The sequence below is a fragment of the Rhodopila globiformis genome (assembly GCF_002937115.1).
GTDB lineage: Bacteria > Pseudomonadota > Alphaproteobacteria > Acetobacterales > Acetobacteraceae > Rhodopila > Rhodopila globiformis.
This window is the reverse complement of record NZ_NHRY01000023.1, coordinates 1-6,682: the sequence shown is the minus strand read 5'-3', so window position 1 is coordinate 6,682 and position 6,682 is coordinate 1. Positions and strand designations below refer to the sequence as shown.

The following is a 6,682-nucleotide window of genomic DNA, read 5'->3' as shown; positions in this document are numbered from 1 at the left end:
CCAGGGGGTGCTGCCAGGGGGTGCTGCCAGGGGGTGCTGCCATGACGTTGTGGCAACGGCCGTGCCACCAGCCGCCTAAGTTAGCGCCCATAGTGCTGTCCCGGTCGATTGGGGTGGCCAATGGGCGCATGCGCGGCAAGCGGCACACCTGTCCGGGGTGGGCCAAAGGCAGCGGCGGAGCCTGGATCGCCGACCGATTTTCAACACGGAGGAAGACGAAGGACCGCAAAGGGCCACGAAGGGGTGTGAACGAGTCATGCGACGAAGCAGCGCAGGCTGTCTTTCCGGCAGATGACATGGACGGACTCAAGCGGGTAGGGGCTTATGGAACGCTGCGCCGTGGTCGCTCGCACAATCATGCGGCTGGTCAGGCCCCGATAGGCCGGCAAGGTCCGGTCTTCGTGGTCCTTCGTGTTTCTTCGTCTTCCTCCGTGGTAAGAATCACGGCAGGATGAACAAGCACGGACGGTTCCGGACGACGCTGGCACCATCCGCCACGATCCCGGCACGCGGTAACCGTGCTTCGGATCCTGTTCACCCACGCCGCGACGGAGCAGGCACAATAAGTGCCGCCTACACGGAAGCGAGCTTCCCCGGGGCAGCGCGCAAGCCGTGGAAGGCCGCATCCACTGCCACCATCCGCGACAGCCGCATCCGGATGCCCAAGCCTGATTGCGTCGGCGCGCCGCAGCGTCTCGTGGTCGCCCGTGTTGCCGGCAATCGTCCTTGTGCCAGCGCCGTCACGCTTTAGGGTCTGTGCCGCACGGAAACCACGGGACACAGGTCGGATGAGCCGGTTTTGGAGCGATGTCGTTCATGGATTGCAGCCTTATGTGCCGGGCGAGCAGCCCCGCATGGCGGATCTGGTCAAGCTGAACACCAACGAGAGCCCGTTCGGCCCGTCGCCCCGCGTGCTGGAAGCGGTCCACGCCGAGGCGGCCGACTCGCTGCGCCTGTATCCCGATCCCACCGCCGCGGCCCTGCGCGAAGCTTTGGCCGCCTATCATCACGTGACGCCCGAGCAGGTCTTCGTCGGCAACGGCTCCGACGAGGTGCTGGCGCATGCCTTCGCGGCGCTGCTGAAGCATCCGGCGCCGCTGCTGTTCCCCGACGTCACCTACAGCTTCTATCCGGTGTACTGCCGGCTGTTCGGCATCACCGCCGAGACGGTGCCGCTCGACGACGCCATGCGGATCCGCCTTGCGGACTACGACCGCCCGGCCGGGGCGATCATCCTGCCGAACCCGAATGCCCCGACCGGCATCGCCCTGGCGCGGGCCGAGGTCGCCGCGCTGCTGGCGCGCCATCCGGACAAGCCGGTGGTGATCGACGAGGCCTATGTCGATTTCGGCGCCGAGACTGCCATTCCCTTGGTCGCCGAACACCCTAACCTGCTGGTGGTCCAGACCATGTCGAAGTCGCGCGCCCTGGCCGGCCTGCGCGTCGGCTACGCCATCGGCGACGCGGCGCTGATCGAGGCGCTGACCCGGGTCAAGGACAGCTTCAACTCCTATCCGCTGGGCCGGCCGGCGCAGGCCGGCGCCATCGCGTCGCTGCAGGACGAGGCATACTTCCAGCACAACCGGACGGTGGTGATCGAAAACCGCGGGAGGCTGGCCGCGGGGCTGGCGGAGCTTGGCTTCACGGTGCTGCCGTCGGCGGCAAATTTCGTGTTCGCCCGCCATCCGGCGCATGCGGGGGCGGGTCTGGCGGCGAAACTGCGGCAGCAGGCGGTGCTGGTGCGGCATTTCTCCGGACCTCGGGTGGCCGACTACCTGAGGATCACGGTGGGCACCGGCGAACAGGTCGATCGGCTGCTGGCGGCGCTTGCGCAGATCCTGGGGCGCGGCGGGCCGCCGTGTGCGGGGTGACCCAAGGCGACGTCGCAGAGGCGCCAGGCGAAAGGGGAACGGGGCGTGGTCGTCACTCTATCGTCATGGCCGGGCGTGTCCCCATGGCTATCAGGATTGGGCGCCCGGTGGAGCGAGGTCTTCTCCCTCACCGTCATGGCCGGGCGTGTCCCGGCCATCCGCTTCCCGCCGTTGCAGCGCAGATGGCCGGGACACGCCCTACGCAATGCACACATCCCGGAAACGAGTCGGAAATGACCGTAAAATCAAGTGCTTGCCTGGGCGCCAAGAGCGTTCCTCCATCGTCATGGCCCGGCTTGTCCGGGCCACCTGTCGCGGCACAAGTGCTGGAATAGGTGGCCCGGACAAGCCGGGCCATGACGAAAGGGAAACGCCGCGGCGGACCGTTTCCGAGATGTGTGCATCCCGTAGGGACACGCCCGGCCATGACGAGATGGCATAGGCCATGCCGCCACCCCGCTATGTCAGCGCCTGTCCGGGGTCAGCGCCGACGCAACGGCCCGTCGCAACCATGGCTGGCCAGGACACGCCGATCCCCGTATATGCTGCGGCCGGTTTCCCATTTCCGGGTCTGTAGGATTACATGATCTCCCAGTTCCGCCGCTTCGCCGATTCCTGGATCGCCCGCATCTTCTTCATCATCATGGCGGTCGCCTTCGTCGGATGGGGCATCAGCGGCGACCTGTTCCGGCTGATGGGGCCGCCGCGCTGGGTGGCGAAGGTGGGCGGCCAGACCATCGAGATCCCGGCCTTCCAGGGCGAGTTCCAGCGCGCCATGAACCAGGCGACGCGCAACCTACCGTCCGGGCAGGAGGCGACAGCCGATTTGCGGCGCCGCGTCGGCATGCAGACCCTGCAGCGGATGGTCGCCCAGGCCGCGGTGGGGCTGGAGCTGAACAAGCTGCACATCAACACTCCCGATGATGCCGTGGTGCGGGTGGTCCAGTCGATGCCGGCGTTCCAGAAGGACGGCAAGTTCAGCAAGAACCTGTTCGACGCCGTGCTGCGCAACAACGGCTACTCCGAGCCCCGCTTCCTGGAGATGATGCGCGCCGACATCGCGCGCAACCAGTTGCTAGGCACGATCAGCGCCGGCGTGCAGGCGCCGGATGTGCTGGTGAAGCCGCTGTACGAGTCCGAGTTCGAGAAGCGCTCGGCCGACATGGCCGTCTTCCCGCTGTCGGCCGCGCCCGAGCCGGCGACGCCGGACCAGAAGGCGCTGCAGCGCTGGTACGACAACCATCCCGACTTCTACGCCACCCCCGAATACCGCCGCATCAAGGTGATCGAGCTGTCGCCGCAGTCGCTGGCCCCGGAGATCACCGTCAGCGACGAGGAACTGCGCGCCGCCTATAATGAGCGGCGGTCGCAGTTCGTGAAGGCGCCAAGGCGTTCGGTGCAGGTGATCTCCGCACCCGACCAGGCGAAGGCGAAGGCACTGGCGGACAAGTGGCGCGGCGGCGCGGGCTGGGCGGCGATGCAGCAGGCGGCGCAGGCGGACGGCGCCGCGGCGATCGCCGAGGACAACGCCGCCCGGGTGCAGTTCCCCGACCCCGACCTGGCCCAGGCGGTGTTCTCGGCCCCGGCGGACACCGTGACCGGGCCGATCAAGGGCCAGCTTGGCTGGTTCGTGGTGAACGTGACGGCCATCCAGCCGGGCAGCGAGACCTCGTTCGAGCAGGCCAAAGATACGCTGAAGGCGCAGGTGGTCGCCGCCAAGGCCGCGGACCTGATGTACGACCGGGCGAACAAGATCGACGACCTGCTGGGCAACGGCACCCGGCTCGACCAGTTGCCCGGCAACCTGGGCCTGAAGGCCGCGGCCGGCACGCTGGACAAGCAGGGCACCACGCCGCAGGGCGAGCCGGCGCCGATACCCGGGCCAAAGGAACTGAAGAAGGCGATCATCGCCGCGGCGTTCCAGGCGCAGCCGGGCGACCAGCCGCAACTGACCGAGGTGCAGACGCCGTCCACCGGCGGCTCGGCCTACTATGCCCTGCAGGTGGACAGCATCACGCCGCCGGGCGAGAAGCCGTTCGACGCGGTGAAGGACAAGGTGGCCGAGGACTGGAAGCAGGACCAGCGCCGCCGCGTCGAGGACAAGGCGGCGACGGCGATGATGGTCGCGGTGCAGGGCGGCAAGTCGTTCTCCGATGCGGCGACGGTGGCCGGCGTGACGCCGAAGCTCAGCCCGCTGGTGACGCGCGACGACATCAGCGAGGTGCCGCCGGAACTGCAGCGGGTGATGTTCGGCCTGAAGAAGGGCGAGGCCACGATGGTGGAAACGCCGGACAGCTTCGTGGTGGCGCAACTGGTGGAGATCAAGCAGCCCGATCCGGCCGCCGACAAGGCGCGCTATGAACAGGTGCGCGCGGCGGTCAACCAGTCGCTGGCCAACGACATGGAAGCCGTGTTCGTCGACGCGGTGCGGCAGCGGGCCAATCCGCAGGTCAACAGAAAGACGTTCGAAAGCGTCGTCCAACCCTAGTCCACAGAGAGAGTCATGAACGTGTCCGTAACCCCGGGTTTCGCCGCCTTCCGCTCGGCCTATGAAGCAGGGCGCGGCAGCCTGGTGTGGCGCAAGACGGTGGCGGACCTGGACACGCCGGTGGCGGCGTTCCTGAAGCTGGCGTACGGCCAGCCGAACGCCTTCCTGCTGGAAAGCGTCGAGGGCGGGGCGGCCCGCGGGCGCTACTCGGTCATCGGCATGCAGCCCGACCTGGTCTGGCGCTGCCAGAACGGCAAGGTGTCGGTCAACCGCCATGCCCTGTCGGCGCCGCACGCCTTCGTGCCCGAGGACCGCTCGCCGCTGGAGAGCCTGCGGGCGCTGGTGGCCGAAACCCGGCTGGATGTCCCGGCGCACCTGCCGCCGATGGCCGGCGGGCTGGTCGGCTACCTGGGCTACGACATGGTGCGGCAGATGGAGGCGCTGCCGGAGAAGAACCGCGACACCATCGGCGTGCCGGAAGGCATCATGGTGCGGCCGACGCTGTTCGCCATCTTCGACACGGTGAACGACGAACTGACCCTGGTGTCGCCGGTCTATCCCGCCGGGGACATCCCGGCCGAGCGGGCGTGGGAACTGGCGGACCAGCGGCTGTCGGCGGCCGAGGCGGCGCTGGAGCGTCCGCTGCCGTTCCAGCCGCCGCCGGTGATGCTGCCGGACCCGCCGGCGCCGGCGTCGAACTTCTCCAAGGAGGGGTTCATCGACGCGGTCGGCCGCTGCAAGGAATACATCGCCGCCGGCGACGCGTTCCAGATCGTGCTGAGCCAGCGCTTCTCGGTGCCGTTCGCGCTGCCGCCGCTGTCGCTGTACCGCGCGCTGCGGCGGATCAATCCGGCGCCGTTCCTGTTCTTCCTGGATTTCGGCGGCTTCGCGGTGGTGGGCTCGTCGCCCGAGGTGCTGGTGCGGCTGCGCGACGGCAAAGTAACGATCCGGCCGCTGGCGGGCACGCGCCGGCGCGGGGCGACGCGCGAAGAAGACCTGGCGCTGGAGCAGGAACTGCTGGCGGACCCGAAGGAACGTGCCGAGCACCTGATGCTGGTGGACCTGGGCCGCAACGACGTCGGCCGGGTGGCGGAGGTCGGCAGCGTGAAGGTGACCGAGAGCTTCGTGATCGAGAGGTTCAGCCACGTGATGCACATCTCGTCCAACGTGGACGGCACGCTGCGCGAGGGGCTGGATGCGCTGGACGCGCTGGTGGCCGGCTTCCCGGCGGGCACGCTGTCGGGGGCGCCGAAGGTGCGGGCGATGGAGATCATCGAGGAACTGGAACCCGACCGGCGGGGGATCTACGCCGGCTGCATCGGCTACTTCGCGGCGAACGGCACGATGGACACCTGCATCGGGCTGCGCACCGCTCTGGTGAAGGACGGCATGATGTACGTGCAGGCCGGGGCCGGGATCGTTGCCGATTCGGTGCCAGAGGCGGAGTTCGAGGAGACGCGGCAGAAGGCGCGGGCTCTGGTGCGGGCGGCGGAGGAGGCGGTGCGGTTCGCAGCCGTGATGCTGCCTGCAGGAGGGAGGACCGGTTGACGTCTTGCCTAACCCGACTTTAGCAGTTTGCCGGAAAAAGCATAGCCTTATCAGTGCTCTAGTTTTGTATCTGCTCATCCCCCCCTGATCTCTGACTGGAAAGGTTGGTGGAACGCGGCTATTGACCAGCCCCTGGTAGTTGCGGTTGAAACTCAGGGTGACCCAGCTTCCCGACCTCAGCCGCCTGTCGCCTGACGAGAAGGACGCCCTGATCCGGGCGCTATGGGCGCAGGTGCAGGCGCTGACGGGGCAGGTAGCGGGCTTGGAGGCCCGGCTTGGGGCACCGCCGAAGACGCCGCACAACTCCAGCCTGCCACCGTCAAAGGGCCAGAAGGCCAACCGGAGCGACACGCCGAAGCGGACGAACCCACGTCAAGGCAGCCTGGGGCGGAAGGGTGGTGGTCGAGCGCTGGTGGAGCACCCGGACAAGACGGTGATCGCGCGTCCGGTGTGTTGTGCGCATTGCCAGGCGGCGCTGGACGCCGCCGATCAGAGGCTCGAGGCGCGCTACGACAAGATCGATCTGCCGCCGGTCAGGCCGGTGGTGACGCGAGTGGAGCGCTATGCGGGGCAGTGCCGTTGCTGCGGCCACACCACGTTGGCGCCGGTGCCCGAGGGTCTCGAGCCGGGCACGCCGTTCAGCCTCAATATCGTGGCGTTGGCGATCCATCTGCGGACTGTGCATGCGATCAGCTATCGGCGGCTGGCCCGTCTGATGCTGGAGCTGTTTGCGCTTGCCATCAGCGAAGGCGCGCTGGACGCGGCTTTCCGCCGC

At 68.2% G+C, this 6,682-nt stretch carries 4 protein-coding genes; all 4 read left to right on the top strand.

Annotated features, from left to right (window positions below):
- The first annotated feature begins 788 nt into the window (after positions 1–788).
- Positions 789–1,871 carry a histidinol-phosphate transaminase gene (hisC, locus tag CCS01_RS00490; RefSeq protein WP_104516879.1) on the top strand — a complete coding sequence of 361 codons (1,083 nt, stop codon included), beginning with the start codon at positions 789–791 and terminating at the stop codon, positions 1,869–1,871.
- A 583-nt stretch (positions 1,872–2,454) separates the two neighbouring features.
- Positions 2,455–4,359, top strand: a complete 1,905-nt coding sequence (locus CCS01_RS00485; protein ID WP_104516878.1) for a peptidylprolyl isomerase — start codon at positions 2,455–2,457, stop codon at positions 4,357–4,359.
- A 15-nt stretch (positions 4,360–4,374) separates the two neighbouring features.
- Positions 4,375–5,907, top strand: coding sequence for an anthranilate synthase component I (trpE, locus tag CCS01_RS00480; RefSeq protein ID WP_104516877.1), 1,533 nt, complete (start codon positions 4,375–4,377; stop codon positions 5,905–5,907).
- Positions 5,908–6,064: 157 nt separating this feature from the next.
- Positions 6,065–6,682: DUF6444 domain-containing protein (locus tag CCS01_RS00475; RefSeq protein ID WP_408887468.1), on the top strand; the 618-nt coding region annotated here is incomplete at its 3' end.